The organism is Methanofollis sp. W23 (assembly GCF_017875325.1).
Taxonomy (GTDB): Archaea; Halobacteriota; Methanomicrobia; order Methanomicrobiales; family Methanofollaceae; genus Methanofollis.
The window spans coordinates 2,745,994-2,772,558 of sequence record NZ_JAGGMN010000001.1 but is presented as its reverse complement, the minus strand read 5'-3'; the positions used below and the strand labels follow the sequence as shown (position 1 = coordinate 2,772,558).

The following is a 26,565-nucleotide window of genomic DNA, read 5'->3' as shown; positions in this document are numbered from 1 at the left end:
GCCTGCTGGGATATGGTTAAAGGTGACAGCAGGTACATATACGGTAGAAAGGTCGCATGAACGGAGACAAGACAGGTCGTATCGACGGGTGCACATCGCATCTCTCTGAGGGATGTATCCTCTGCTACGAGGGGGCGAAGATGGTCCTCTTCGTGACTGGTATCTGCGCAAGGAACTGCTGGTACTGTCCGCTCTCGGAGACGCGCCGGGGACGCAGGGTGGTCTATGCCAACGACCGACTGGTGAAAAGCCCTGACGACATCATCACAGAGGCCGAGATGATGAGCGCACTCGGCACCGGGGTTACGGGCGGCGAACCCTTCCTGGTCCTCGAAGAGGTCGTCTCATATTGTCGTCTTCTCAAGGAGCATTTCGGGCCCGAACACCATATCCACCTCTACACCGGGATCGCCCCCACACGGGCGCAGCTCGAACCCCTCTGTGGACTTGTCGACGAGGTCCGCCTCCACCCCCCTCAGGAGACATGGGCCGGGATCCTGACCAGTCCCTATGCCGCCTCAGTGGAGGTCGCCAGGGAACTCGGGTTTTCCATCGGGATCGAGGTCCCCTCCCTCCCCGGGATCGAGGCCCTCGGCGCCATCATTCCTGCCCTTGATTTTCTCAATATCAATGAACTCGAGTGGAGCGAGACAAATGCCCAGGCCATGCGGGAGCGACACCTCGACCTTGAAGACGGCCTTCACAATGCCGTCGGAGGGGCCGTGGCCTGGGCCGCCCCTCTTCTCGACGACCCGAAGGTTCACTTCTGTTCGTCGGACTTCAAGGACTCGGTCCAGTTGCGAGAACGGCTCAAAAGAATCGCAGCGAACACCGCCAGGTCCTTCGATGAGATCACCGAGGACGGGACGATCATATATGGGGTACTCGAACTGGAAGACGGTGATCTCCCTCCCGCACTCCAGGAAAGTATATATGAGATCGAGAGATCTGGAGATCTGGTCGAGATGGCATGGTGGGTGCTTGCCGAGATGCGGGACCGACTGTCAGGGCGCAAATATGTGGTGGAACGGTACCCGAATAACGGGATAATCCTCGAGGTGACGCCTCTCTGATCCTACGAACCCAGGCCGAACACCTCTATGAACGCTACCTTGGATGGCAGTGCAAACATATCCCTGGCCACATTGCGATCATCCAGGACGGCAACCGCCGGTATGCACGTCTCAATAATGTCGGCACCATCGAAGGGCACCGGGCAGGAGCGCAGGCCACCCTGCGGGTTTTAGAATGGGCGCAGGATCTGGGAGTCAGGACGATCACCCTGTATTCCTTCTCGACCGAGAACTTCAAACGCGACGAGGCCGAGGTCGACTATCTCTTCGATCTCTTCAAGGAGAAGTTCGCAGAGATCCCCACCGACGACCGTATCCACAAGAACCAGATCAGGGTGCAGATGATAGGCGACCGCTCAATGCTCCCCAGAGATCTCCTCTCGCTCATCGAGTCTGCAGAGGACGCCACCCGCCACTACAGTCGCTATTTCCTCAATATCGCACTGGCCTATGGGGGGAGAAACGAGATCGTCCATGCCGCCAGGCGGGTCGTGGAAGGGGTGAGGGAAGGCAACCTGAAGGCCGATGCGATCACCTCAAAGACGGTCGAGCACCACCTCTATGACGGGGCACCTCTCCCTCCCGTCGACCTTATCGTGAGGACAGGAAATGAGCGGCGGACCTCGAACTTCTTGCCATGGATGGCAAATGGGAACGAGTGCGCGGTGTACTTTTGCGCCCCATACTGGCCGGTCTTCAGGAAAATCGACCTGATGCGAGCGATCAGGGTGTACGACCAGCGGATGCGGAGACACCGGTAGGGTCCAGAAGGGATGATATGGCCCCAGGCATCTGGCCCCCTCATCACAGCATCTTCACTGCCATCTCGCACCATGGGTAGGTAAAACCCCCGACCCCCCCCACGACAAAGATCGGCGAGGATGGCAATCGAGTTTTTCTGACCAACTGCAAAGATTCACCATACCTTTATTCATCCCCCTGATGACAGATCCCTGTCTCTCCGGTCCTGGGACGTGATCAGACCGGTAGAGAGGTGGAAAATATGCACACAAACTCTCTTCTTCTTGTCCTGGCACTGTGCCTCTTCTGCCTCGTACCTGCCGCGTCGGCAGTCTTCCCCGAGGTCACAGAGAAAGGGACCATCACAGCACTTGATTCAGGGAATGGTACGATGACCATCCTGTTTGATACCAGGTATGCCTGCAACTACTCGGCGACACCGTCGTGCAGATGGGAGGTGATAAACGAGAGCGCCGAGACGAGGGGCACCGTCATACACGGGGAGATGACAGTCCTTGAAGATCTCGTCAGGCCCGGAGAAAAATTGATGTACAGCGGGAGAAACGACAACTCAAGCATTTCGGTCACATTTCTCCGGGGAGAAGCTTCTTCATTTGGCTGTACCGGCCTCCCAGTTGTGTCGCCCGGCCCACAACCAGTCTCGGTCTTCCTGATCCACGTGAACCCACCAATCGGGTTTGAGGCCGAGAATGTCTCGACCCCGACGACCGTCCCGACCACAACCACCGCGACTGCCCGGGCCTCGCCAAGCACCCCGCTGCTGTCCCTGGCTGCAAGTCTCCTGGGATGTGCTGCTGTGTTTAAAAAACGGCGCTAAATCTTTTTTTTGGTCGACCGCGTGGCACCCATAGATCTCTCTGGCTGAAGGAATACCGCATCCCTCGCGAACTAGATTGAGAAGATGCAGTAACCTCTTCATCGTCATCCATACTACCTTTCCAGCCCGCCTTTTATCCTGGAGAACCCGGGGCAGAGTTCCTAGCAAAAAATAGAAGGAAAACGGGCGCTGTAGAAGCGCTCAAAATGAAATTCCTGACAGGGAGCTTGGCCACCCACCAGTGAGATGATGGGAAGAGTGGGTGAGGCACGTTCACACCAGGAATTGGTGAGGGATTCTACAGAGCGGGAAAACCGGCGATTCACCCTCGCGCCCTGGATGGACAAGGGGTTCTCAGGAAAAAATAGAGATCAGATCGGGCAGGTCATCCCGGGCAGGTCTGCAGGATCATGCACCGGGTCAGTATAGTCATCAAACCAGAGTGCCGCTGGATTGCGCCTGAACGCCATGAATTTCCCGATATGCGCCGGGTCGGCCGCCTGGTGATACTTGAAATACACACACTCGTCGGTCAACCCCGCGACCTCGATCTTCCCGCTCGCATGCGACATCACAAGCCGCGCCCGCTTTGCAAGCCCGGAGACCTGCGCCTTCGCCTCCTCAAAGATCTCATACGTCTCCTCGACCGGCACCTGGAACATTCCGTTCCCCTTCGTCGGGCGACACTGGAAGACATAATACGGCGGGACACCGATGAAAGAAAGTTTCTTGAAGAGTTCGGCAAGCACCACGGGATCGTCATTGATCCCCCGCACCAGAGGCGTCTGGTTGACCACGATCGCCCCGGCATCAATGAGAAGGGAAACTGCCCTCACCGCCTCAGGGGTCAGTTCCCGCGGATGATTGAACTGGGCCATGATATAGATCCGCTTTTCAGGCGTCGAATACCTCCGGATCATCTCACACAGGGCCGGATCCTCCGTGACCCTGAACGGATTGAAGGCCAGCATCTTGGACCCGATCCTGATAATCCTCACGTGCTCGATTTCTCGCACCGCCCGCACGATCGGTGCAAGCCTCGACGTGGCCATGATCAACGGGTCTCCCCCGGTGAGGAGGACATTTGTGACCTCAGGATGCTCTCTGATATAGGCAAGTTCTTCAGTCACATCTCTTGTCACCTCCGCGCCCCGGTCCATAAACAACCGTTTTCTGAAACAAAATCGACAGAACGACCCACATACATCTGAGACCAGGAGCAGGGCCGTCTCCCTGTATTTATGCTGGAGCCCCTTCACCACCGTATAATCTTTCTCCTGCGATGGGTCAAGGACTCCTTCTTCATCCAGTTCCATCAGGTCAGGGACCGCAATCCGCCGGATTGGATCCATCGGATCGTCCCAGTCGATAAGAGAGAGATAATATTCATTTGAACGGAAGGCAAACCTTTCTTCGACCCTGCGAAGGGCCACCTTTTCTTCGAAATCCAGGGCACTGATCTGATCAACTCGTGTCAAATATCGGGGTTTCATCTCCGTTCACCTCCTTAGACCCGGATCTTTTCCTGACATTCCAGGACAGATACATCTCACAGAAAAAACCGGGCCTGAACGACACGGAACATCTCGACCTCCCTGCCGTCCAGATATGATAGGAGATCCTATATCCCCAATATTATAAATATATTATAGGCCGCACACAGGAAAATCAGTGCCTCCAGAAACGCCTTTTACGAGGTTTCCGGCCCATCGAGAGGATATCAACCATATACTTCCCCTCATCCCCCACGCCAACCACCATGTCCTCGGTCTGCGCGAGTTTTTCAATATTCAATTCATATGACCCTGGCCCGACAATACGGATCGATTCAACACGCTCATAGGTGCCCCCCGACCCTTCCACATCTCCAGTGACCTCAAGTGCTTCCTCGCCGGTTTCCTCGGCGATTTCGCCGACCGATTTCTCCTCGAGCACGTCTTCGTGCCGCTGTTCCTCTCTCACATAGAGAAACTTCTTCCCGCCACAGCTCGGGCAGCCCTTCAGGATATCAGTCGACCCGTCCTCAAACTCCCGTCCGCACCTGGTACACTTATGTGGCATTCCACCTCACCGTGAGGAGACCCATGCACTGATCAGGCCGTCGTCCTTTTTCAAGGTTTTGAGCTGGTTTGCAGGCCCTATCACCGTGAGTCTGGATTCATCTGGTTTTTTCCCGACAAATCGAGAGAAGAATCCCCCCAACCCTTCGTTTCCGTCCTTTGTAGGATAGGTCTCGATCTCAATCCCTGAAAACCCGCCAGGACTGATCTCCATCATCGTCACCTCGATGAGCTTGCTCTGCTCTTCAGGGGCAAGCCCCCGCTCAAGCACCACGATCCTGCCGGCCCTGACATCATCAAGGATAAGCCTGATCTTCTCCATCATCCCGAGCCTTGACATCCTATCTGCAGAGACAAAATCTATCTGAACTCCCTGGATCATCATGATCACCCAAAGACCTCTGTCATCGCATCATAGAGCGACTCGATATTCTTCCCCTCCATCCCTGAAATCTGCACCACCGGGTGCTGGGGGAATGCAGACCTGATCCGTTGCGGTGCCGCATCAGGGAGATCGATCTTGTTGGCGACGATCACGACTGGGAGTTTCCTGCTCTCGATGATCCCGATCATCATGATATTCACCTGCATGAACGGATCCTGCGTGGAGTCCAGCATATAGATGACCCCGTCAAGATCCCCGCGCAGCCAGTGCATCGCCTCGGCAACCCCCTCGGTCGCCTCCCTGGCACGGCCAACGGCCTCGTCCTTCTCAAGACCATATTCCAGGAACTCGTGATAATCGATCTTGGTTGTCACTCCGGGCGTATCGACGATATCGATGGCAATCGAACTCCCGTTCGCACCAGTGATCGTGATATCCTCCTTCCGCCGGGCCCGTCTCGTCTCGTGGGGCACCTCACTCACCGGACCAACTGCATCGCCGGTCCAGTCCCTGACGATTCTATTGGCAAGGGTGGTCTTACCTGCGTTGGGAGGGCCATATATCCCGATCTTTGAATGTTTCTTTCCGAATAATGTTCGGAAGAACTTGGATGCCTTCAGTTTTGCCAGAAACAGAAAATTCATAATTCCAACCCCTATCCGAGAATTATCAACTATTCATTAGAAGATTGCTCCCACCGGTATAAATAGCCCCCTATATTGACGAGGATATCACTCCAGAGCATATGGTCACGATTTCTAAAATATCCTCCAGTATTCTTTTATAGAGGAATCTCATAGTAGTGTTTTGTCTGGAAATAATCCAGAGAATAGCGACCCTCGGGGTGAACTCATGTCAAATGGACGAGACACGATGTACCTTGAAACAAGAGTTCCTCTGAAAGAAATTATGAGGGTCAACCCCACCACCATCGAGGCTGAGGCAACGGTCGCAAAAGCTGCAGCCCACATGTGCCGTGATGAGGTCGGGAGTTGCATCGTCCTTTCAGGGAACATTCCCACCGGTATCGTCACCGAGCAGGACATCAACTGCAAGGTTGTCGCAAAGGATCTCAAACCCAGTTCAGTATATGTCAGGGAGATCATGAGCACTCCTCTGATCACCATCGAGACCAGACAGACGGTTGGGGAAGCTGCACAGATGATGATTCAGCACCGGGTAAGGAGACTGCCTGTGGTCGAAGACGGGAAAGTGACCGGCATCGTCACCGTCAGAGACCTCCTTTCTGTTGCGAACGAACTCAACGAGGTGATGTCAGACCTTATCGTCATCAACCGCGATGAGAGTTATGCCATGGGCGTCTGTGACCGGTGCGGGCAGATGAGCGACAACCTTATACAGGTTGACTCTATGCTGCTGTGTGAAGACTGTCGAGAGGAGGAGCGCTTGAGATGAAGGTGGCTGAAGATATGATGGTGAAGACCCCGGTCCTCACCACAGGCGATCCCATGACCAGGGCACGCCAGGTGCTACGGGACGACATTTTCCGTGAGATTCCGATTACCAACCCCAATGGGCGTTATGTCGGCTATATCAACATCACCGACGTGCTGAAGATCACGGAGACAAAGTCCAACGTCCTCATCGAGGGATTTGTAAGGGAAGGGACCACGGTCCTGCCAGACCTCCCTCTCCAGGATGTCGCAGAGGCGATCCGCGAGAATGGGACTGATACGGCCACGGTAATAGACGACACCAGGAACGTACTCGGGAGCGTGTTGCTCTCCGAGATCTTTCCGGTCCTCTGCACGCGCAGGGAACTCCACGGAGAGATCAGAGACTACATGCGTCGGCCTCCACCAGTCTGCGAGGCTGCCGAGAGCGTCAGCAGAGTCTATGCACAGATGCTTGACAGGAATATCACCGCCTTCGCAGTGATAAAGAACAATACCCTATCAGGGATCATATCGAGGAGGGACATCTTAAATAACGGCAGAGTGAGAAAAAGCCTTGAAAGGGGGGGGAAAGTTCCAGTCGAGAGCGTGATGGTCACGCCGCCCATCACCATCGACATTGAGGAAGACATCAAGACTGCGGCAGAGCGCATGGTCGAACATGACCTCTCGCAGATCCCAGTCATGGACGGCGAGACCCTTGTCGGTATGATCGACAGGCATGGCGTACTGAAAGGCCTTTAGAAAAAGGAATGATGGCATGCATCAGAACTGGCAGAACTCGAAGCAGGGCGACAAACTCTTAAAAATGCCCGGTAAACTGGACCGCGGACCGATCGATTTCAACTCCCGGGTCGTCGAGACCAAGGGAGACGTGATGGGAATCGCAACCAGAAACGTGATCTCGGCCCCCCCTACCACCCGTATCATCGATGCAGTCGAGATGATGACTGAATACGGGTTCAGGAGACTGCCCATCACCGACGCCGGCACCCATCACCTGCGGGGGATCGTCACGGCCCGCGACATCATCGACCTCCTCGGCGGGGGCGACCACTACAACCTTGTGCGGGTCAAACACAACGGCAACCTCATCGCCGCGATCAACGAGAGCGTGCGGTCGATCATGACCCAGCGAGTCAGGACCATCTCTGACTCGGCCTCGCTTTCCGAGGTTACCAAGACGATCGTCACCCAGAAGATCGGCGGGCTCCCGATCGAGAACGACGACGGGGCCGTCGTCGGGATCGTCACCGAGCGCGATGTCATGAAGGCCCTGGCCACCGAAGAGACCAAGACCATGGTCGAAGCGATCATGAGCACCAGTCTGCGGGTCACCGGCCCTGACACCCCGATCGGCACCGTCACCAATGAGATGATCTCGCACGGCTTCAGGCGCCTGCCCATCGTCTCGGACGAGGTTCTCTTCGGGGTCGTGACCGCCTCAGATATCATGAAATATCTCGGGAACGGCGAGGTCTTCAACAGGCTCTCCACCGGAGACGTCGGCGAGGTGATGGCCCTGCCGGTCCGCACCCTGGTGTCGAGCGACCTGTACACCACCACCCCCATGACAAACATCAATGATGCGGCACTCAAGATGCTGCAGAAAAAGGTCGGTGCACTCCCGGTCATCGAGGACGGGAAATTGATCGGCCTGATTACCGAGTTTGATCTTGTAAAAGCGTTTTCCAAGGAGTGAATGAGATGAAGGCGGAAGATGTGATGTCGTCACCAGTCAGAGTGGTCGCTCCCGAAGACACGGCCGCGCATGCGAGGAACCTGATGATCAAACATAAGATCTCCCGGCTTCCGGTGACGGAAGGGACACATCTGATCGGGATCATCACCAAAAAGGACCTTGCCTACCGCCTGCGCCAGACCGAACCGGTCTGGCGGAGGAGACCGATCGACCGTATCCCGGTCTCCATTCTGATGACGTCCACACCCATGACCATCGACCCTGAGACCGAGATCAGAGACATCGCCGCCATCATGCTTGACCGCATGGTCAATGGTCTGCCCGTGATCCATGAGGGAGAACTCCTCGGGATCGTCACCAAGTCCGATCTCCTCAGGTCCGAGGTGGCGGGGGCCCTCGGGGTGCCGGTTACCGGGCTCATGGAAGAGCCGATGACCGTGAACCGTTACCATTCTCTCGACCATATCATTGACCTCCTCTCTGAAAGAGAGGAAAAGTTGATCGTCGTCAACAACAACGGGACGATCGCGGGCATCATTACAGAAACCAATCTTGCATTCTTTGAATATGTAAACGAGTCCGGGGGAATACCCGAAAAAGATATAAAAATGCTAAGAAAAGAGGAGTCTGGTGGTAGAAAAGCATTCAGGCATGTAACCGAAGTCTCGGCAATTGCGGAGGACTTCATGACCAATCCGGTCGTGACCGCGCCCCCCGAGGCCACCGCCGCCAAGGTGGTGCAGACAATGATCGACCACCATATCAACAGCGTGGTCATTACACGAGGAAATGAGATCCTCGGTATCGTGAAACGGGATAATATCTTACAGGAAGTGGCAAAATGAGCGAAGACATGTACATCTATATCAAAGACGTGATGGCAAAACCAGTCACCATCGCAAAGTCCGCACCTATCACCGATGCCCTCGACAAGATGCTGAGCGAAGATGTCGATCCGCTGATCGTCACCGACAATGGGTCGGTGGTCGGCACCATCTCGAGGGAGGCAATCGCCGACAAACTCGGGAAAAAACGGAACTCTGATATCTCACCTACAAAGATCCATGTCGCCAACACTGTATCAGCCGATTTCACTGCCGCCTATCCAGACCAGGGCATTGAAATTCTTCCCGCACTCCTGCAGCATGCAAAGATCGTGGTCGTCTTCGACAGCGACCATAAGCTCATCGGCCAGATCGGGTACAGCGATCTCCTGCGGGTCCTCCAGCCCTCCACATCCCTCTCCGATGTGATGGAACCGGTGTTCTCCATCAATTTCGAGGAGCGGGTCGTCCATCTCCGCCGGAGGATGGTGGACGAGGGGATCGCGAGGTTCATTGTCACCGACGAGAACGGCGATCCCATCGGGATCGTCACCGAAACCGACGTGGCAAGGTCGATGCGGGCCTTCCGCGAAGTCGTCGAAGATAAATACCAAGACCATCGGATCAGGAACCTCCTGGTCAGGGACATCATGTCCTCCCCCCTGATCTCGGTCGCCCCCAGTTACTCGCTCTCAGAGATCATCGACCTGATGCTGAAGAAAAAAATCAGTTCAGTCGCGGTCTCTGATAGGAACAACCATGTCGCCGGGATTGTGACCCGTGCGTCGCTGGTCCAGGCACTCTGAAAACAACAATTATTTCTCTTTTTTTGGCTGTGTAAAGACCCTCTCTTCTAGGCGCAATCGTGACTGGACCGCCTTCTCTGGTGCGGGGGTGCGGGTAGGTATCCATCGTTCCTCCTCATGCTCGCACCTGGAGACCAGGGGGAAGCGATTCCCCCACAGGGATGGCCAAAAAGCGGCGGTGGGCATGATATTCTCTGTTGCACTGTTGCGAGGATCGGGATCCACCTACATCCCGAAAAGTTGCTCAGAACAATTATCATGGCATATGTCTGAACCCAAGGTTCATGCTGAATTCTACAACGCCAAAAAAAGAGAAGCCCGCACCCATCACCACAACACCTCTATAAGGTACTCTCCAGACCCCCCCTCAGGGACAGATCAATGCCTTCTTCTCATCTTCATCCCAGTATATCTCTGGAGAAGAGCCATGGAACTCAACCCACGCCGACCAGTCCGCCCGAACCGTGACATCCCCTCACTGGTGCACGCCATGAGCATGACCGGGTTCCAGGGCAGAAAACTGGGAGAATCGGTCAGAGTCTGGTCGTCGATGATCCAGGACCCGGACTGCACCATCATCCTCGGGCTCTCAGGGGCCATGGTCCCGGCAGGGATGCAGGAATGCCTCATCGAGCTGGTCGCCCATCACTACGTCGACGCCATCGTCTCGACCGGTGCAAACATCTTCCACGACATCGCCGAGCACCTCAGCATCAACCACTACCTCGGACACCACTGCGTCGACGACGCCACCCTGTACGAGGAAGGGATCGACCGTATTTACGACGTCTTTGCATACGAAAACGAGTTCAGGGACGTCGACCAGAAGGTCGCCGCCTTTGCCGAAAGTCTCGCTCCCTATCACGCCTCTTCGGCAGACTTCACCCGCCGCCTTGCCAGGCACCTCGTCGCCACCGCGCCCGAAGGCCGGTCCCTCACCGCGACCGCCGCCCAGGCCAAAGTCCCGATCTATGTCCCGGCCCTCTGCGACTCGTCCCTCGGGATCGCCCTCACCGTCGCGCGCAGGCGCGGTGCAAAAGTTGCGATCGACCAGATCGCCGACGTCGACGAACTGACCAGGATCGTGGAAGACGCAAAAAAGACCGGGGTCGTCTACATCGGCGGCGGCGTCCCGAAGAACTTCATCCAGCAGACCCAGGTGACCGCCTCGATACATGGGCACGACCCCGGGGGCCACGCCTACGCCGTCCAGTACACCACCGACGCCCCCCACTGGGGAGGACTATCCGGGTGTACCTTTGAAGAAGCGATCTCGTGGGGCAAAGAATCCGTAGAGACCAGGAGCGTCCAGTGCTTCTGCGACGCCACCATCGCCCTCCCTATCGTAGTCTCGGCCCTCCTCGGCAATGGACTCGTGCGAGCCCGCCAGGACTGAGACAGACCATAACCCTTATTAAGAAGCCTTTCTAATAGTAATGAACATCATTCATGGAGCAGCGCTGAGACGTTGCGAGTATCCACGGATGCGCAATTCAAATGTTGAGGTAGCCAAGCCTGGTATGGCGCAGGTTTGCTAAACCTGTGTCCCCCTGGGACTCGAGGGTTCAAATCCCTCCCTCAGCGCTTTGACCAGATCTGACGAGGCGATCAGATGGATCAAGAAGAAGAAATCAAATACTTCGTCCGGGTCAGAGACACCGACCTGGACGGTACGAAAATGGCGCTCGTCGCCCTGACCGGCATCAAAGGGATCGGGCGACATGCTGCAAAGATCATCGCGCAGCAGGCCGCAATCGATCCGCGTGCAATCCTCGGAAAGATGTCTGACGAGGAGATCGACCGGATCCGCACAGCTGTCGACAACTACGCGTCAAGCGTCCCGACCTGGATGCAGAACCGTCCCGTCGACATCCTCTCAGGTAAACCGCGCCACCTTATGGGCAGCGAAGTCGGACTTACCCTCGAAGAGGACATCAACACCATGCGCAAGGTCCGCAGCTACCGCGGGATCCGCCACGAGACCGGCCAGAAGGTCCGCGGCCAGCGTACCAAGGCTTCAGGCAGGACCGGCACCACCGTCGGCGTAAGAAGATCAAAGGTGTGAAGAGGCAGAAAGAGAGGCAGAAAGATGGGATATCCAGGCAAGAATCATAAGACCTACTCCACCCCAACGCGCCGGTTCGAGAAGAGCCGCATTGAGGAGGAAGTCAAGCTCGTCATCGAATACGGCCTGAGGAACAAGAAAGAACTCTGGAAGGCCCAGAACACCCTGCGCAAATACCGCAAGGCCACCAGGGAGATCCTCGCTCTTGAATCCGCAGGTACCGACACGGCCCAGGCCGAGACCAAGAAGAACCAGCTCCTCAACCACCTTGGACGCTACGGCCTGGTCGGGGACGAGGCCAGCATCGACGACGTCCTCGCCCTGAAGATCGAGCAGGAACTCGAGCGCAGACTTCAGACCATCGTGTACCGGAAAGGCCTCGCCCGCTCACCAAAGCAGGCCCGCCAGTTCATCACCCACGGTCACATTGCCATCAACGGCCGCAGGGTTACCATCCCCGGATACATGGTCCCAAGAGAGCAGGAAGCCCAGGTCGAATACTACGGCCACTCCCCGCTCGCCACTGAGTCGCACGCTGAGCGCGCCAGGATCAGCGGGAGGTAATCATGGCAAATGAGAAGGAAAAATGGGGTGTCGCACACATCTTCGCCTCATTCAACAACACAATCATCACGGTGACCGACATCTCCGGTGCAGAGACCATCGCCAAGAGCAGCGGCGGTATGGTTGTCAAACAGGACAGGAACGAGAGCTCGCCCTATGCTGCAATGCAGATGGCCACGAACCTCGCCAACGTCGTGAGAGAGAAAGGCATCGTCGGACTTCACGTCATGGTGCGCGCCCCCGGCCAGGGGAAGCAGCGCAGCCCAGGCCCCGGAGCCCAGGCCGCCATCAGAGCACTTGCACGTGCAGGCATGCGTATCGGCAAGATCGAGGATGTAACCCCGGTCCCGCATGATTCGATCCGTCAAAAGGGTGGGAGACGCGGCAGGAGAGTCTGATGCAGATCGAATTTGCCAGAATTGATGATGACGCCGCCCGTTTTGTATTGAGCGGCGCCACCCCAGCGTTCGCCAATGCCCTGCGCCGTGCCATGATCGGCGAGGTGCCGACGCTCGCCATCGAAGATATCAGGATCTATGATAACTCCAGCGTACTCTTCGATGAGATTCTGGCACACAGGCTCGGACTAATCCCGATAAAGACTGACCTATCTCGATTCGTTCTCCAGAGCGAGTGTTCGTGTGGCGGTGAAGGCTGCTCACTCTGCTCGGTGAACTTCACCATGAGCGTCGAAGGGCCTAAGACCGTCCTCTCAAGTGACCTCATCTCAGACGACCCCGATACCGCCCTGGTCCATGACGACATCCCGATCGTCAAACTCTTCGAAGGGCAGAAGGTCGTCCTTGAGGCCCGTGCCGTCCTTGGCAAGGGGAAAGACCACGCCAAGTGGCAACCGACCAACGCCTGCGGTTACAAGGAATACCCTGTCATCACCATCTCAGAGAACTGCGATGGATGTGGCATGTGCATTGATGAGTGCCCACGCGGGGTGCTCGAACTGAAGGGTAGGACGATGGGCGTGGTCGAAGGCAAACTTGAGGAATGTTCGCTCTGCAGACTCTGCGAGAACGCCTGCCTGACCACCGGCATCGGCGAAGAGCCCGCAGTCAGCGTCACTGCAGACAGCTCACGGTTCATCTTTGTCGTGGAAAGCGACGGATCCATGCCTGTTTTAACAATAATCGAAAAAGGACTCGAATTCATCAGAAAACAGTCGACGGATCTCTCAGATACGTTGAGTGAGATAGCCGGAGTGAATTAGATGGCAAAGAGGACAAACCAGAAGACAAACCCGCGCCTGACGCACCTGATCGCGACGCTCAAAGAACTTGCGCGCGAGAATGATGCAAAGGTCTGGCGGGCCCTCGCACAAAATCTGGAGTCACCCAGCAGGAACTATGCTGAGGTGAACATTGGAAAGATCAATCGGTACGCCCAGGACGGGGAAACGATCCTGGTGCCCGGCAAGGTGCTCGGGAGCGGCGTGCTCAACCACAAGGTCTCGGTTGCAGCACTGACCTTCTCCGAGTCTGCAGTCGGTAAGATCACAGGCCTTGAAGGGAACTGCATGACCATCGAAGAACTGGTCCAGACAAACCCGAAGGGATCTGGCGTGAGGATTCTGAGGTGAGACCAATGGTGACGATTATCGATGCAGACGGAAACCTGCTTGGGCGGCTTGCAAGCAACGTCGCAAAGCGCTCACTTCAGGGCGAAGAGTTCGTGATCGTAAATGCCGAGAAGGCGATCGTCTCGGGCAAGCGCGCCATGGTGCTTGGCAACTACCTCCAGAAGCACCAGCGCGGCTCAGTTGAAGGTGGCCCGTTCTTCCCGCGACGCCCTGATCTCATTATGAAGCGGACGATTCGCGGTATGCTCCCCTATAAGAGGCAGCGCGGTGCCGAAGCCCTCAAGAGGGTCATGATCTACACCGGCGTTCCAGTGGAGTACCAGGATAAGGAGTTCGAGACCCTCGAGAGCGCAGGGATCGAACGGCTGAACAACCCGAAGTACATCACGCTTGGCGAGATCAGCAAGAACCTTGGGTCCAAGTTCTGAGGTGATGGAGAGATGGTAAAGGTCATTAATACGAGTGGAAAAAGAAAGACCGCGATTGCACGGGCGACCCTCAAGGAAGGAAAGGGCCGGGTCAGGATCAACTCCGTGCCCCTCGAGGTCTACGGGAGCGAGCTGGCCCGCATGAAGATCTCTGAACCCCTGCTCCTCGCGCCGAGCGCGATCGAGGGCGTCGACGTGACCATCGAGGTCGCCGGCGGCGGGTTCATGGGCCAGGCTGAGGCGGCACGGACCGCTCTCGCCCGCGGCATCGTGAAGTGGCATAACGACCCGAAGATCAAAGACGCCTTCGTCACCTACGACCGCACCCTCCTGGTCAACGACTCTCGCCAGAAGGAAGCGAAGAAGCCACACGGTCCAGGCGCACGGGCAAAGTTCCAGAAGTCTTATCGTTAAAGCTGGAGAAAAGAAATGGAGGAAATCGAGATATGATCCCGGTACGTTGTGTCACCTGTGGTAAGGTAATCTCTCCCGCGTGGGAAGAATTCAAACAGCGACGGGAGGCAGGCGAGGATCCCCAAGAGATCCTCGACGATCTCGGTTTGAAGCGGTACTGCTGCAGGCGGATGCTGCTCACTCACAAGGAAATTGTGGAGGACATCAATCCGTACCAGTGAGAGGGGTCGTGGGGTAGCCTGGACTATCCTATGGCGTTCGGGACGCTGTGACCTGAGTTCGAATCTCAGCGACCCCATTTATCTATTATGAGTTTCGAGGGTGAATGATGGACCCATATACTCGCTATGAAAAAGCACGGATCATCGGAGCACGAGCGCTCCAGGTCTCCATGGGTGCCCCAGTCCTGATTCAAACCACCAGTGTCGATCCCCTCAACATCGCACTCGAAGAATTCGAGAAGGATCGGATCCCCATTACCGTAAAGAAAAAAGCGTGATCTGATGACTGAGATTGAGAGAATTGGACTGAGGACAATCCAGGACAGTCGGGGCAACCCCACTGTTGAGGCTGAGATCTACACTGCATTTGGTTTTGGTCGGGCCGCGGCTCCAAGCGGGGCTTCGACCGGCACCTGGGAAGCAAAGGTGCGGCCGCCACGCGAGGCAATCGCGGCGGCACGCGAACATCTCCTGCCCGAACTCATCGGGAGAGACGCCGCAGACCAGGCAGGTTTCGACGCCGCCCTACATGAGATCGACGGGACGGCAGACTTCTCAAACATTGGTGCAAATGTCGCGGTTGCGCTTTCCCTGGCCTGCGCAAAGGCCGCGGCAGATGCAACCGGAACCGACCTCTTCAGGTATCTTGGTGGAGCCTTCGCCCAGAAGACTCCCCTGCCCCTGGGCAATGTCATCGGCGGAGGGGCGCATGCGTCCAATGCCACCGACATCCAGGAGTTCCTGATTGTACCGACCGGTGCATCGTGTGCGGAGGAGGCAGTCTTTGCCAACGCCACGGTACACCAGAAAGTAAAAGAACTCCTGGTCGCAGCCGGAAAAGGGTGCGGCAAGGGGGACGAAGGCGCGTGGGCACCCAGGATCCAGGACTCCGAAGCATTTGAACTGCTCCAGGAAGCCGTGGGTGCAGTCTCTGACGAACTGAACTTTGCGATCAACATGGGTGTCGATGTTGCGGCCTCTGAACTCTGGGACGGCAAGACCTACACATACAAAGACGCAAAGCGGACAACAGAAGACCAGGTTGCCTATATTGCCGAACTCATCGACCAGTATCATCTGGTCTATGTCGAAGACCCTCTTCAAGAGGAGGACTTCGAAGGGTTTGCCGAGCTCACCAGGCAGGTCCGCGACCGGTGCCTTATCTGTGGGGACGACCTCTATGTCACCAATGCCGAGCGGATCACCAGGGGCATCGAGACCGAGGCGTCCAACTGCGTGCTCATCAAACCCAACCAGATCGGTACCCTGACCGACACCTACGAGGCAATCCACCTCGCTCAGGCCCATGGTATGGAGACGGTGATGAGTCACCGGTCTGGTGAGACAACCGACGAGACCATCGCGCATCTCGCCACCGCGTTCGAGAGCGTCTTTCTCAAATGCGGGGTCGTGGGCGGCGAGCGGATCGCAAAACTGAATGAACTGTTACGCATTGAGGAGCTGATCTAAATATGGCTGAAGCAAATGAGATGGAGATCGTGCTGGAGGAGCCCCTCGCGCCGGTGGAAGATTACCTCGCCGCGGGCGTCCACATCGGCACACAGCAGAAGAGCCAGGATATGAAGAAGTTCATCTACCGCGTGCGCGGGGATGGGCTGTATATCCTTGACATCAGGTCGACCGACGAGAGGATCAAGACCGCAGCAAAGTTCCTTTCCCAGTACGACGCCCCAAAGATTCTGGTCGTGGCTTCGAGGCAGTACGCCCAGTACCCGGCCAAGAAGTTCGCCGAGAGCATCGGCGGGACGTCGGCAATCGGCCGTTACATCCCTGGTACCCTGACCAACCCGAACTTCAGGGACTACCTTGAGCCTGAAGTCGTCGTGGTCACCGACCCGATGGGTGATGTGCAGGCGATCAAGGAAGCAATCCAGAACGGGATCCCGGTCGTCGGGCTCTGCGACACGAACAACATGACCAAAAACCTCGACCTGGTCATCCCGACGAACAACAAGGGGAGAAAGGCACTCTCACTCGTCTACTACCTGCTTACGAAGGAGATATTCCGTATCCGCGGAGTCTCCACCTCTCTCACTCCCGAAGACTTCGAGACCGAACTCTAAGGAGGGAACATGGATGGAGACGAGAGCATGCAGCGTCTCTGGCATGTATTATCCAGGTGACCCGGCCCACCTTGAGCAGTTCCTCGAGATGGTCTTCCTGGATGCTGGAGAGACCGACATGCCCGATGATGCCCTTGGCATCGTCTCCCCCCACGCAGGCTACCCCTATTCAGGGGCCGTGGCGGCACGGGCCTTTGCCGCCATTCCATCCTCTTTTGACGGGACATTTATTGTAATCGGCCCAAGTCATGAAGGGTTCATGACCTGCGCCTCGGCAGTTCCCTGGGAGACTCCCCTCGGGATCATTGATACCGATGCCGCACTGGTTGAGGCGATCGGGGTGCCAGTGGACGAAGGCGCCCATGCCGGCGAACACTCGATCGAGGTGCAGATGCCCTTCATCAAGTACCGCTTTCCACGGGCACGGGTCGCTCCTCTCATGATGGGAGACCAGAGTATGGAGAGCGCCGAAGCGCTGGCGGCCGCGGTCGTGCACGCCACACGCGAGACCGGACGGGAGGTGCGGGTCGTGGCCTCAAGCGACTTCTCGCATTATATCCACATGGATCTCGCCAGGCAGATCGACCTACAGGCGATCGAGGCGCTGGAGACGCTGGATATCCCCCAATTTTACCAGAGGATCCGATCCCTGCATGTCAGTGCCTGCGGATACGGGCCGATCGCCGCGATGGTCCTTGCAACCAGGGGTCTTGGCGCCACGCGAGGACATCTCCTCTCCTACACTACAAGCGGGGACGTCACAGGGGACCCGATCGCCGTCGGGTATGCGGCGATAGCGGTGGTATAGCGTGGCCACCTGGAGCGCACCCGGCAAAGTCTTCCTTTTTGGAGAGCATGCCGTCGTCTACGGGAAACCTGGCATGGCAATGGCCATCAAACCCAGGGTCACCGTAACAGTCAGGAAACACCGCCACCCAGCCCATGTACGTTCGCCCTATATCGAGGAATGTTTTAAGTCGGCCGGGGTGAGGGGGAGTGTCTATATCAGATCCCAGATCCCATCGTCTTCAGGTCTGGGTTCATCCGCGGCCGTGACAACAGCGACTCTTGCCGCGATCTCAGACGAGTTCAAACTCGGATTTTCGCGAGAAGAGATCGCACGTCGCGCCTTTGCCATTGAGAAAAAGGTCCAGAGAGGAAGAGCAAGCCCGACCGACACCTATGTCACGACCTTCGGGGGGATCGTCCTGATCACCGGGGACTCGAAACGCAGACTTCCCCCGCAGAACCTCCACTTGGTCATCGGGAACTCACAGATCTCCCACTCGACCGCAAAGATGGTGGAACTCGTCGCAAAAGAACAACGGCACCACCCCGAGATCGTGGACCCCATCATGGACGCCATCGGGGCCGTGACCACCCAGGCGATCAAGTCGATCAACAAACCGCAACAACTCGGGAAGTGCATGGACGTCAACCACGCCCTTCTCGAAGCCCTGGGGGTTGGTCACCCGGTACTCTCCAAACTGGTGCTCTCGGCCAGGGCGGCCGGCGCCTTCGGGGCCAAAATGACCGGGGCAGGCGGCGGCGGATGTATGGTCGCACTCTGTCCCAAACACGCCAAGAGCAGGGTCGCAGGTGCGATCGACGCAATGGGCGCACGCTCGATCATCACCACCATCGACACCAAAGGCATACGCAAAGAGAAAAATGGATAAAAAAGTCATTCTGTTAAAACTCGGCGGGAGCGTTGTCACCGACAAGGCAGGGACAGGAGCGATCGAGTACGCGCGCCTGGCGACACTTGCCGGGGTGATCGCAGCCAGGCCCGACCTTCGACTGGTCCTCGTCCATGGGGCGGGATCCTGCGGCCACCCTGAAGCAAAGAAATACCAGATCCAGGAAGGCGTCGGCCCTGGGAACAAGACGGGGATCGCCGTGACCCACGAAGCGGTCGCCAGCCTCAACAGGGCCGTGGTGGCGGCGTTGCGCGAGCATGGAGTGGACGCGATCGGTGTCCACCCCCTGGCCGCGTGCCGTGCCGAGAGCGGACAACTCATATCCTGTGAGTGCATACCTATAGCTCAACTGGTGCGGTTGGGCGTCACCCCGGTCCTTCATGGGGACGTGGTGATGGACGCACGCCGCGGTGCCTGTATCATTTCAGGTGACCAGATCATCCGGTACCTCGCCCTTGCACTTGATGCAGGACGGGTCGGGCTTGCAACCGATGTCCCGGGCGTCCTCGACAGGGGGGCGGTCGTGCCGGAGATCACAAGGGACTCAGTCGGACGTCTGTCTATCGGGTGTTCAGGGAACACCGACGTCACCGGCGGGATGAAAGGGAAGATTACCGAATTGCTCGCACTCGCCGAAGCAGGAGTGGAGTCGCATATATTCCATATCTCCCATATCGAGGACTTCCTCGACGGAAAAGACCACGGTGGAACGATAGTCAGAAGGTGAGATTCAGAGAAGTCTGCAGGCACACCCAGATACTTTCGGAGGGATTGAGATCACACAAGATATGCAGACCCCCTCCCGCAAACTCGACCACCTCAAGATCTGCTGCAACGAACAGGTCGAGGCAGGACGAGCCGGGTTCGACGACGTCAGGCTCGCGCATGCGGCCCTTCCTGAACTGGACCTGGACGGGATCAGACTGCAGACACGCTTTCTGGGAGCGGAGCTCGGCTCCCCTCTCTTTATCGCGGCGATGACCGGCGGTCACCCGGCGACCACCGAGGTAAACCGAAGACTCGCCAGGGTCGCCGAGAAGTTCAAACTCGGGATGGGCGTGGGGTCGCAGCGAGCGGCCCTCGAACACCCTGACCTTGAAAAGAGTTTCACGGTGGTACGAGACGAGGCGCCGCACGCCTTTCTCTGCGCAAACCTCGGGGCGGTACAACTCCGCGACCACGGTGCAGAATGGGCCGAGCGGGCAGTCGAGATGATCGATGCAGACGCCCTCTGCATCCATCTCAACTTCCTTCAGGAAGCCACCCAGCCAGAAGGCGATCATGATGCCCGCGGGTGTCTTGCGGCGATCGGAGACCTCTGCAACAACTTCAAGACTCCGGTGATCCTCAAGGAGACCGGGGCCGGGATCTCGGCAGAGACCGCACGTCTCATCTGGGGTGCAGGCGCCGCGGCGATCGACCTCGGCGGCGCAGGTGGCACCTCGTGGGCCGCAGTCGAAGTGGAACGCGCTGGAGAGAACAAAGAACTCAAGGCCCTCGGCCAGCGTTTCCTCGGATGGGGGATCCCCACTGTGGTAAGCCTCTGCGAGGTCGCAGGCAGCGGGCCGGTGATCGCCACCGGTGGCGTGAGAAGCGGGATCGATATTGCCAGAGCCATTGCGCTCGGCGCCGATCTCGGGGGCATGGCCCTTCCCCTTCTCAAACCGGCTATGCAAAGTGAAGATACACTTGAACAGACTGTCAGGGCGTTCCTCAGGGAACTGCAGGTCGCAATGTTTCTGACCGGCTCTGGCAGCATCCAGGACCTTGCGCATGTACGGACCTATATTACCGGGACTACAAGGCTGATGCTCTGTGAATAAAGACACAAGGAGAAGAAAAATGGATGTTGAGATCGTTGCAGTGGGCGGCTATAATGAAGTCGGCCGAAACATGACTGCAGTCCGCTGCGGAAAAGAGATCGTCATCTTTGATATGGGCATAAGGCTCGATCAGATCATGATCCACGAGGATGCAGACCTTGAGAAAATGCATTCTCTGGACCTCATCGAGATGAAAGCCATCCCCGACGACACGATGATGAACACAGTCGAAGGGACAGTGAAGGCGATCGTGTGCACGCATGGTCACCTGGACCATATCGGTGCGATCCCAAAACTCGCCCACCGGTACAATGCTCCCATCATCGGGACACCATATACTATCGAGCTGATCAAACAACAGATCCAGGGCGAACAGAAGTTCGGGGTAAACAACAAGCTCCAGGTGCTACGGTCAGGCAACCGCTACCGTATCTCCCAGAACCTCACCCTTGAGTTTGTGCGGACGCAGCACTCGATCATCGACACAGTGATGGCAGTGCTCCATACCAAACGCGGGGCGGTGGTGTACGCCAACGACTTCAAGCTCGATCGCACCCCGGTGCTCGGTGACCCCCCGGACTTCGCGCGGCTGCGCCAGATCGGGAAGGAGGGAGTGCTTGCCCTCATCGTCGAGTCCACCAACATCGAGCGGAAGGGCAGGGCGCCGAGCGAGCGGATCGCAAAAGAACTGGTCAGGGACACGATGACCAGTTATGAGGACGACAAGAGTGCGATCATCGTCTCGACGTTCTCGTCCCATATTTCAAGGATCAAGACCATCGCCGAGTGTGCATATGAGATCGGGAGAAAGCCGGTCCTGCTCGGGCGGTCGATGGAGCGCTACTCGACGACGGCGGAGAAACTCAAACTTGTTGCCTTCCCCAAGAACCTCTCGGTCTTCGGGAACAGGCGGACGGTCGACCGGACGCTGCGCCAGATCATGAAGAATGGGAAGGACAAGTACGTCCCGATCGTCACCGGCCACCAGGGTGAGCCAGGGGCGATCCTGACCAGGATCGCCCACGGCGATACGCCGTTCAGGACCGCAAAAGGGGACAAGATCCTCTTCTCGGCAAAGGTCATCCCAAACCCGATGAATTATGGGCAGCGTCACCTGGTCGAGACCCTGTTACGGATGAAGGGAGCGCGGATCTTTGATGAACTTCACGTGAGTGGTCACGCCTATGTGGAAGATCACTATGAACTGATCCACCTCCTCAACCCGCAGCATATCATCCCCTCCCATGGGGACATCGATATGACCGGGGGATACCTGAGGTTTGCAGAGGGGTGCGGGTACACTCTCAACAATGACCTCCACCTCCTGAGGAACGGGCAGAGAGTGTTGATCAAATAAGGAAGGAATGGTTCCGTATGAGCGAAGATCTCAAAGATTATCTGGATAAGACCGCCGAGCAGGTCGACATGATGCTCGAACGGTATTTCAGTGATGCGTTTGGCGAACTCTATAAGGCAAGTGCACACCTGCTGCTCGCAGGCGGGAAACGCCTGCGGCCGGCGGTGCTCCTCCTGGCGGCCGAGGCGGTGCGGCCCGGGTCTTCAGACGACCTGATGCACGCGGCGATCGGCCTGGAGATGACGCACACCTTCACCCTCATCCATGACGATATCATGGATGGGGACGCGACGCGCCGGGGCGCCCCGACGGTCCATGTCAAGTGGGACGAACCGACGGCGATCCTGGCAGGCGATGTCCTGTATGCGAAAGCCTTCGAGTTCATTACCCATGCGGTCGCCGACGACCGGGCGCGGGTGAAGGCGGTCGCGATGCTGGCACGGACGTGCGCCGAGATCTGCGAGGGGCAACACCAGGACATGGCCTTCGAAAAGGCCGAGAAAGAGGTCGACGCCTTTGAATATCTCGAGATGGCCGGGAAGAAGACTGGGGCCCTGTATGCGGCATCGGCAGCCATTGGAGGGGTTCTGGCCGGGGGGAACGCCGTCCAGGTCGACGCACTCTACCAGTACGGGATGAACGCCGGGATCGCCTTCCAGATTCAGGATGACCTCATCGACTTCATCGCTCCCCCTGAGAAGAGCGGGAAGGACCGTGGATCTGACCTGCGCGAGGGCAAACAGACGCTCATCGCGATCACGGCGCGGGAGAAGGGGCTCAACCTCTCGAAGTACCGCCGTCCTGACCTCACGCCCGAGGAAGTGGACAGGGCGATCGCCGAACTGAAGGAGGCCGGGGTGGTCGACGCGGTCAGGCGGGTCGCCGAGGAGAAAGTGGCGACGGCCAAGCACGCTCTCACAGTCCTGCCAGAGTGCAAGGAGCGCCAGCACTTAGAAGACCTGGTGGAGTTTTTCATCAGCAGGAGTTTCTGAGATGGACGCAGCGCTCAGACAAATCCTCCTCGTCTACGCGCTCGAGAACGCGGCAAAGCATGGCAGCGTCCCCAGGGCGAAGGCGGTGATGGGCAAGGTGCTTGGCACCCATCCTGAACTCAGGCCGCACGCAAAAGAACTCCCGGCAGCCCTCGACGAGGTGCTGGCCGAGGTGGCGGCGATGGACCCGGAGACGTGGAAGGCAAAACTTGCCGAACTCGCTCCAGAGGTCGCCGGCGAGATGGACACGGGGAAGAAGAAAAAGAAAGAGAAGAAAGAACTTCCCCCCCTGGAAGAGAGCGAGGGCGGCGTGGTCATGCGGTTTGCCCCCAACCCCTCAGGCCCGCTCCACCTTGGTCATGCCCGGGCGGCATTTCTCAATGACGCCTATGTGAAGCGGTACGGCGGGCGCTATGTCCTGCGGATCGAAGACACCGACCCGCGCCGGGTGGACCCTGAGGCATATAGAATGGTCCAGGAGGATATCGAGTGGATGGGACTTGGGGTGACCGATATTGTCTACCAGTCCGACCGGATGGATATCTACTATGACCTGGGCAGGAAACTCATCGAACTGGGTGGAGCGTATGTCTGCACCTGCGATGCAGGGCGGTTCAGGGAACTGAAACTTGCCAAGAAGGCCTGTCCGTGCCGGTCACATACCATCGAGGAGAACCTGGAACTCTGGGAACAGATGCTCTCTGGCGGGTTTGCCGAGGGACAGGTGACAGTCCGCGTCAAGACCGATCTGGAACACCCTGACCCGGCGATCAGGGACTTCTCCATCTTCAGGATCGTCGACGCCCCGGCCCACCCGCGGATCGAAGCAAAGGTCTATCCGCTGATGAACTTCTCGGTGGTGGTCGACGATCATCTCCTTGGGATCACCCATGTGATCAGGGGCAAGGACCACATCGCCAACACCAGGCGGCAGCGGTATATCTTTGACTATTTCGGTTGGAAGCCACCAGTGTATCGCCATTATGGCCGGATGTCCATCGAGGGACTGGTCCTCTCGACGTCTTCGATGCACCAGGGGATCGACGAGGGGACCTATACGGGCTGGGACGATATCCACCTGGGGACCTTGCGGGCGATCGCACGCCGGGGGATCCAGCCTGAGGCGGTGTGCCAGGCGATGGTCGATCTCGGGACCGGGGATACGGATATCTCGTTTTCGTGGGAGAATCTGTATGCTCAGAACAAGGCGGTCATCGACGAGACTTCAGATCGGTTCTTCTTTGTCCCTGACCCGGCACGCTACGAGGTGGAGGGGGCGCCTGAGCAGACGGCAGAGGTGCCGAGATACCCAGGCGACGAGAAGAGGGGGATGCGCACCCTGGAGTTCACCGGGGGGGTCGTCCTCCCGGCGGCCGAGGTGGAGGGGACGGCGATGGTTCGTCTCAAGGATCTCTTCAACATCGAGGTGAAGGGAGAAGGGCAGGCAGCATACGCAGGCGATGACCTCGCGGCGGCACGCGAGGCAAAGGCCCCGATCATCCAGTGGCTCCCGGCAGGATATGGAGTTCCATGCACGCTCCGCACTCCAGAGGGCGATCTCGACGGGGTCTGCGAGCCAGAAGTCGCAGAGCATGTCGGCGGGACGGTCCAGTTCGAGCGGGTGGGCTTTGCACGCATCGATCGGGTCGAGGACGGCCGGGTCATGGCGTTCTTTGCACACCGGTGAATTGGATCTCTGTCTCTTTTTTTGGGTTTTCTGGGATGACGATAGGGTCTAGAAGGCCGTCGATCTGATCGGCCGCCCTCACTATAGGGTCTTTCCTGTCGTCCGCGTCGAGGGGTTTCACCCCCGGAAACCCCCAGGACAATAAGAGAAAGAAAGAGGGGCGGCAACCGAACAAGATCTCCACTGACTCTCCAATCTTGGAAAATTTGGCTCTGTAGAAATCCTCTTGATGAATCCCTCTGGCGGGGGGCGTGCCGCCCCCCGAACCCCCCGCCACACGATAGGGCGAGGGCGACAGCACTTTCTTTATGGTCATCGATTCTGCCTTCCCGACCCTATCGTGGTCTCGGAGGTCCGGTCCGGGGGCAGAGCCCCCGGCCAAAGAGATAAGAAGGGGGGTGACACACGTCTCCCCCACACAAGAGGCGAGGGTTTCTACAAAGCCGAGATTTTGAGGGACAAAATTTTTAGTCCTTTTTCTTCAGGCCGATGGCGACCGCAGCGAGTGCGGTCCCAAAGAGGGCCATGACCGGAAGCGGAGCTCCTGCCCTGGTCTGGGTCGTCTCGGGACGTGGGGTGAGCGTGCCGTTGACAGGTGTCGTCGTCCCGGCCTGGACCTGAACCTCTCCGCTCCAGGGTTCATACCCTTCGAGTTCAAGAGTGACCGAGTAGTTGCCGGGCGCACGGTCCGGGACCGTGACCGGGGTCCTGCCGACGAGGAGGTTGTCGATATAGACCGCCGCGCCTGCAGGATCAGAGGAGACAACCAGGGTGCCGGTCGAAACTGTGGTTTCCAGCGTGGGGGCGGCCGTTGGAACTTCAATAGGGGTTTCAGTGGGTTTTGCCGTGGCCATGGTATAGCCCTGCACCACCCCGTCATTATCCCCGGTGATCAGACTGAGACCGTCAGATGAAAGGGCGACCGCCCTGATCCCCGCGCCGGTCTCTCCGGTCAGGAGAGTCTCTCCGTCTTTCTCGAGGACCACAAAAGTTCTGTCAAGCGATCCTATGGCAACATTCCGTGCGTCTTCGGTCATGGAGACCGAGGTGACCGATCCTCCAGCCCTTGTCTCCCAGAGGAGTTCGCCCTCTGCAGAGAAGAGGTAGACCCCCCCTTCAGACGTGCCTGCCGCGATATATCCACCGTCAGGTGAGATCGAAACTCCCAGCACATCCCCAAAGATCGCCTTCGTCCAGAGAAGTGCACCTGATCTCTCGAAGAGGTAGACCTGGTTGTCGGCAGACCCCGCGGCGATCCGCGATCCGTCCGGGGTGATCGCAGTGCAGAGAAGGTCGTCTCCAGATTTATATTTCCAGAGAACTTCTCCCTCACCGTCGAAGAGGTAGACGCGGCCGTCCGATCCACCGGCGGCCACATATTTCCCACCGTCGGCGAGCGCGACACCAAACCCTCTTCCTGGCAAGAGGTAACTCCAGCGTTTCTTTCCGTCGATCTCGTAGAGGTAGACACGGTTGTCAGAAGAGGCCGCGCCCACCGCACTCCCATTCGGCGCAACCGAGACACTGTTCACCTTTGCCCGGGCGTTCTCCTCCCAGCGCACCTCGCCGTCAGGGCCAAGGAGCGTGACCGTCCCATCGTCTCCACCTGCTGCGACCAGTGCGCTGTCTGCAGAGACGGAGACCCCGCGCACCGTCCATTCTGTGTCATATATCCAGTCAGGAACCGTCTCTTCTGCGGCCACGACACTGCAGAGGGAACAGAGTGTGATGGACACGAAAACCACAGCCCATACTATCTTCTGTGTCATGGAGGGAGATCTCTTGGTGCCTCTAT

32 protein-coding genes and 2 tRNA genes are annotated in these 26,565 nt (G+C 57.7%); 29 read left to right on the top strand and 5 right to left on the bottom strand.

Annotated features, from left to right (window positions below; all coding sequences use genetic code 11):
* The first annotated feature begins 56 nt into the window (after positions 1–56).
* The 3 genes from J2129_RS12120 to J2129_RS12110 all read left to right on the top strand — a co-directional run bounded on the left by J2129_RS12120 (position 57) and on the right by J2129_RS12110 (position 2,652).
* Positions 57–1,073 carry a 4Fe-4S cluster-binding domain-containing protein gene (locus tag J2129_RS12120; protein ID WP_209631104.1) on the top strand — a complete coding sequence of 339 codons (1,017 nt, stop codon included), beginning with the start codon at positions 57–59 and terminating at the stop codon, positions 1,071–1,073.
* Positions 1,070–1,834 carry a polyprenyl diphosphate synthase gene (gene uppS / locus J2129_RS12115; protein ID WP_245320952.1) on the top strand — a complete coding sequence of 255 codons (765 nt, stop codon included), beginning with the start codon at positions 1,070–1,072 and terminating at the stop codon, positions 1,832–1,834. The genes J2129_RS12120 and uppS overlap by 4 nt, the downstream gene beginning before the upstream one ends.
* Positions 1,835–2,076: 242 nt before the next feature.
* The gene (locus J2129_RS12110; RefSeq protein ID WP_209631103.1) at positions 2,077–2,652 is read left to right on the top strand and encodes a hypothetical protein; all 576 of its coding nucleotides are present in this window, start codon (positions 2,077–2,079) and stop codon (positions 2,650–2,652) included.
* Between the two features lie 371 nt (positions 2,653–3,023).
* Here the strand turns inward: J2129_RS12110 and J2129_RS12105 are convergent, their stop codons facing one another.
* The 4 genes from J2129_RS12105 to J2129_RS12090 all read right to left on the bottom strand — a co-directional run bounded on the left by J2129_RS12105 (position 3,024) and on the right by J2129_RS12090 (position 5,741).
* Positions 3,024–4,145: a KamA family radical SAM protein gene (locus tag J2129_RS12105; RefSeq protein WP_209631102.1), complete on the bottom strand. Its 1,122-nt coding sequence runs from the start codon at positions 4,143–4,145 to the stop codon at positions 3,024–3,026.
* A 175-nt stretch (positions 4,146–4,320) separates the two neighbouring features.
* Positions 4,321–4,713 carry a Zn-ribbon domain-containing protein gene (locus J2129_RS12100; protein ID WP_209631101.1) on the bottom strand — a complete coding sequence of 131 codons (393 nt, stop codon included), beginning with the start codon at positions 4,711–4,713 and terminating at the stop codon, positions 4,321–4,323.
* A 6-nt stretch (positions 4,714–4,719) separates the two neighbouring features.
* Positions 4,720–5,094: a DUF2073 domain-containing protein gene (locus J2129_RS12095; RefSeq protein ID WP_209631100.1), complete on the bottom strand. Its 375-nt coding sequence runs from the start codon at positions 5,092–5,094 to the stop codon at positions 4,720–4,722.
* Between the two features lie 5 nt (positions 5,095–5,099).
* Positions 5,100–5,741, bottom strand: coding sequence for an Era-like GTP-binding protein (locus J2129_RS12090; RefSeq protein ID WP_209631099.1), 642 nt, complete (start codon positions 5,739–5,741; stop codon positions 5,100–5,102).
* A gap of 208 nt (positions 5,742–5,949) precedes the next feature.
* On the opposite strand from J2129_RS12090, the gene J2129_RS12085 reads away from it, so the two are divergent.
* The 26 genes from J2129_RS12085 (at position 5,950) to J2129_RS11960 (ending at position 24,770) form a co-directional block, all read left to right on the top strand.
* Complete coding sequence (locus J2129_RS12085) at positions 5,950–6,513, top strand: CBS domain-containing protein (protein ID WP_245320768.1); 564 nt, start codon at positions 5,950–5,952, stop codon at positions 6,511–6,513.
* Positions 6,510–7,256, top strand: a complete 747-nt coding sequence (locus J2129_RS12080) for a CBS domain-containing protein (protein WP_209631098.1) — start codon at positions 6,510–6,512, stop codon at positions 7,254–7,256. Before J2129_RS12085 ends, J2129_RS12080 begins: the two co-directional genes overlap by 4 nt.
* 16 nt (positions 7,257–7,272) lie before the next feature.
* Positions 7,273–8,214, top strand: coding sequence for a CBS domain-containing protein (locus J2129_RS12075; RefSeq protein ID WP_209631097.1), 942 nt, complete (start codon positions 7,273–7,275; stop codon positions 8,212–8,214).
* A gap of 5 nt (positions 8,215–8,219) precedes the next feature.
* Positions 8,220–9,059, top strand: coding sequence for a CBS domain-containing protein (locus J2129_RS12070; protein ID WP_209631096.1), 840 nt, complete (start codon positions 8,220–8,222; stop codon positions 9,057–9,059).
* Positions 9,056–9,844 (top strand): CBS domain-containing protein, encoded by a 789-nt coding sequence (locus J2129_RS12065; protein ID WP_209631095.1) that lies wholly within the window; start codon positions 9,056–9,058, stop codon positions 9,842–9,844. The genes J2129_RS12070 and J2129_RS12065 overlap by 4 nt, the downstream gene beginning before the upstream one ends.
* A gap of 427 nt (positions 9,845–10,271) precedes the next feature.
* The gene (locus J2129_RS12060; RefSeq protein WP_209631094.1) at positions 10,272–11,240 is read left to right on the top strand and encodes a deoxyhypusine synthase; all 969 of its coding nucleotides are present in this window, start codon (positions 10,272–10,274) and stop codon (positions 11,238–11,240) included.
* A gap of 103 nt (positions 11,241–11,343) precedes the next feature.
* Positions 11,344–11,428, top strand: a tRNA-Ser gene (locus J2129_RS12055).
* Between the two features lie 28 nt (positions 11,429–11,456).
* A complete protein-coding gene (locus tag J2129_RS12050; protein ID WP_209631093.1) occupies positions 11,457–11,909 on the top strand; it encodes a 30S ribosomal protein S13 in 453 nt (150 codons plus the stop codon).
* A gap of 24 nt (positions 11,910–11,933) precedes the next feature.
* On the top strand, positions 11,934–12,473 hold the full coding sequence (locus J2129_RS12045) for a 30S ribosomal protein S4 (RefSeq protein WP_209631092.1): 540 nt from the start codon (positions 11,934–11,936) through the stop codon (positions 12,471–12,473).
* Between the two features lie 2 nt (positions 12,474–12,475).
* Positions 12,476–12,871 (top strand): 30S ribosomal protein S11, encoded by a 396-nt coding sequence (locus J2129_RS12040; protein ID WP_209631091.1) that lies wholly within the window; start codon positions 12,476–12,478, stop codon positions 12,869–12,871.
* Positions 12,871–13,695, top strand: a complete 825-nt coding sequence (locus tag J2129_RS12035; protein ID WP_209631090.1) for a DNA-directed RNA polymerase subunit D — start codon at positions 12,871–12,873, stop codon at positions 13,693–13,695. Before J2129_RS12040 ends, J2129_RS12035 begins: the two co-directional genes overlap by 1 nt.
* A complete protein-coding gene (locus J2129_RS12030) occupies positions 13,696–14,064 on the top strand; it encodes a 50S ribosomal protein L18e (protein ID WP_209631089.1) in 369 nt (122 codons plus the stop codon). It begins immediately after the preceding gene.
* 5 nt (positions 14,065–14,069) lie between these two features.
* Entirely contained in the window at positions 14,070–14,492 is a 423-nt protein-coding gene (locus J2129_RS12025; RefSeq protein ID WP_209631088.1) for a 50S ribosomal protein L13, read from the top strand.
* Between the two features lie 12 nt (positions 14,493–14,504).
* Positions 14,505–14,906, top strand: a complete 402-nt coding sequence (locus J2129_RS12020) for a 30S ribosomal protein S9 (protein WP_209631087.1) — start codon at positions 14,505–14,507, stop codon at positions 14,904–14,906.
* A 32-nt stretch (positions 14,907–14,938) separates the two neighbouring features.
* Entirely contained in the window at positions 14,939–15,127 is a 189-nt protein-coding gene (locus J2129_RS12015) for a DNA-directed RNA polymerase subunit N (RefSeq protein ID WP_209631086.1), read from the top strand.
* Positions 15,128–15,129: 2 nt separating this feature from the next.
* Positions 15,130–15,204: transfer RNA gene (locus J2129_RS12010), tRNA-Pro, on the top strand.
* A 30-nt stretch (positions 15,205–15,234) separates the two neighbouring features.
* Entirely contained in the window at positions 15,235–15,405 is a 171-nt protein-coding gene (locus J2129_RS12005; RefSeq protein WP_209631085.1) for a DNA-directed RNA polymerase subunit K, read from the top strand.
* Positions 15,406–15,409: 4 nt separating this feature from the next.
* Positions 15,410–16,597, top strand: a complete 1,188-nt coding sequence (eno, locus tag J2129_RS12000) for a phosphopyruvate hydratase (protein ID WP_209631084.1) — start codon at positions 15,410–15,412, stop codon at positions 16,595–16,597.
* Between the two features lie 2 nt (positions 16,598–16,599).
* The gene (rpsB, locus tag J2129_RS11995) at positions 16,600–17,211 is read left to right on the top strand and encodes a 30S ribosomal protein S2 (protein WP_209631083.1); all 612 of its coding nucleotides are present in this window, start codon (positions 16,600–16,602) and stop codon (positions 17,209–17,211) included.
* A gap of 13 nt (positions 17,212–17,224) precedes the next feature.
* Complete coding sequence (gene amrB / locus J2129_RS11990; RefSeq protein WP_209631082.1) at positions 17,225–18,019, top strand: AmmeMemoRadiSam system protein B; 795 nt, start codon at positions 17,225–17,227, stop codon at positions 18,017–18,019.
* Between the two features lies 1 nt (position 18,020).
* A complete protein-coding gene (mvk, locus tag J2129_RS11985; protein WP_209631081.1) occupies positions 18,021–18,890 on the top strand; it encodes a mevalonate kinase in 870 nt (289 codons plus the stop codon).
* Positions 18,883–19,638, top strand: a complete 756-nt coding sequence (locus tag J2129_RS11980; protein WP_209631080.1) for an isopentenyl phosphate kinase — start codon at positions 18,883–18,885, stop codon at positions 19,636–19,638. The genes mvk and J2129_RS11980 overlap by 8 nt, the downstream gene beginning before the upstream one ends.
* Before the next feature lie 61 nt (positions 19,639–19,699).
* A complete protein-coding gene (gene fni / locus J2129_RS11975) occupies positions 19,700–20,734 on the top strand; it encodes a type 2 isopentenyl-diphosphate Delta-isomerase (RefSeq protein WP_209631079.1) in 1,035 nt (344 codons plus the stop codon).
* Positions 20,735–20,753: 19 nt separating this feature from the next.
* On the top strand, positions 20,754–22,091 hold the full coding sequence (locus J2129_RS11970; RefSeq protein ID WP_209631078.1) for an RNase J family beta-CASP ribonuclease: 1,338 nt from the start codon (positions 20,754–20,756) through the stop codon (positions 22,089–22,091).
* Between the two features lie 17 nt (positions 22,092–22,108).
* A complete protein-coding gene (locus tag J2129_RS11965; RefSeq protein ID WP_209631077.1) occupies positions 22,109–23,083 on the top strand; it encodes a polyprenyl synthetase family protein in 975 nt (324 codons plus the stop codon).
* Between the two features lies 1 nt (position 23,084).
* Positions 23,085–24,770 carry a glutamate--tRNA ligase gene (locus tag J2129_RS11960; RefSeq protein ID WP_209631076.1) on the top strand — a complete coding sequence of 562 codons (1,686 nt, stop codon included), beginning with the start codon at positions 23,085–23,087 and terminating at the stop codon, positions 24,768–24,770.
* Between the two features lie 467 nt (positions 24,771–25,237).
* Here the strand turns inward: J2129_RS11960 and J2129_RS11955 are convergent, their stop codons facing one another.
* Positions 25,238–26,539 carry a PEGA domain-containing protein gene (locus J2129_RS11955; protein WP_209631075.1) on the bottom strand — a complete coding sequence of 434 codons (1,302 nt, stop codon included), beginning with the start codon at positions 26,537–26,539 and terminating at the stop codon, positions 25,238–25,240.
* Positions 26,540–26,565: the final 26 nt, after the last annotated feature.